This is a genomic window from Actinomyces acetigenes, from assembly GCF_031296635.1.
In the GTDB taxonomy this organism is placed as follows: Bacteria; Actinomycetota; Actinomycetes; order Actinomycetales; family Actinomycetaceae; genus Actinomyces; species Actinomyces acetigenes.
In genome coordinates this window covers 1-870 of record NZ_JASPFC010000101.1, presented here as the reverse complement: position 1 = coordinate 870, position 870 = coordinate 1, and the positions used below count along the sequence as shown (strand labels likewise).

At 66.4% G+C, this 870-nt stretch carries 1 protein-coding gene; it reads left to right on the top strand.

The annotated features are described in order from the left end of the window. Positions 1-197: 197 nt before the first annotated feature. Positions 198-870, top strand: a 673-nt coding sequence (locus tag RIV14_RS13660; protein ID WP_428978895.1) for a winged helix-turn-helix domain-containing protein, incomplete at its 3' end; no start/stop codon positions are given.

The window sequence follows — 870 nt, the reverse complement described above, 5'->3', positions numbered from 1 at the left end:
GTGGGGGGTGTCTCTTTCTCGTGGGGTGTTTGGCTGCTGGTGCTGGCTTCTTTTGTCGTCTTCTCTTGTGTTGTCGGCGTTTCGCGTGAGCTCTCGGGTCGGGGGCGGAATATCATGCTGGGATGGACAGGGTCGTGGTTAGTGATGATGAGTGGGCTGTTTTGCAGGGCTATAAGCACCAGGCGCCTTACAGGTTGATGCGATTGAAGTCCGAGGCGGTCGTGCTGCTGTCCAAGGATGTGGATACCGCGGTCGTGGCCCAGGTCGTCGAGCGCACGCCCGAGACGGTGCGCAGCTGGGCTCGGGCGTGGAACCGGTACCGTCTGGCCTCAATCCACACCGGTCACGCCGGCAACCTCAACGCCTCCAGGCTCACCGCCACCCAGCGCCAGGAGGTGGCCGGGGTACTGTCCCGGCCCCCGTCGGAGCAGGGCCTGCCCATCGGGTTCTGGGACGTGCCCCATCTGGCGGCCTGGGTCTACGACCACTTCGAGGTGGAGTACGCCTCTGCCGCCTCCTACCGGTTCCTGCTGCACATGGCGGGCCTGTCCTTCCACCGCCCCGAGGCCGTCGACCAGCGCCGCCCGCCCCAGGCGGACGTTGACCAGCGCATGAGCCAGATCCGTTCCGAGATCGTCCGCAAGTGGTCCGATCCCGAGGTGATGGTGGTGTGCGCCGACGAGGTGCGTATCGAGCACGAGGCGATCGTGCGCAGGGCGTGGATCCGCCGAGGTGACGCCGCCCGTCTGGAGGTCGACCGCCGCCGCCAGGCCCAGTCCTACATCGGCTTCCTGCACGAGACCGACGGCACCGTCGACTTGATGACCCTCGACTGGCAGGACACCGGCACCATCACCCAGGCCCTGATCG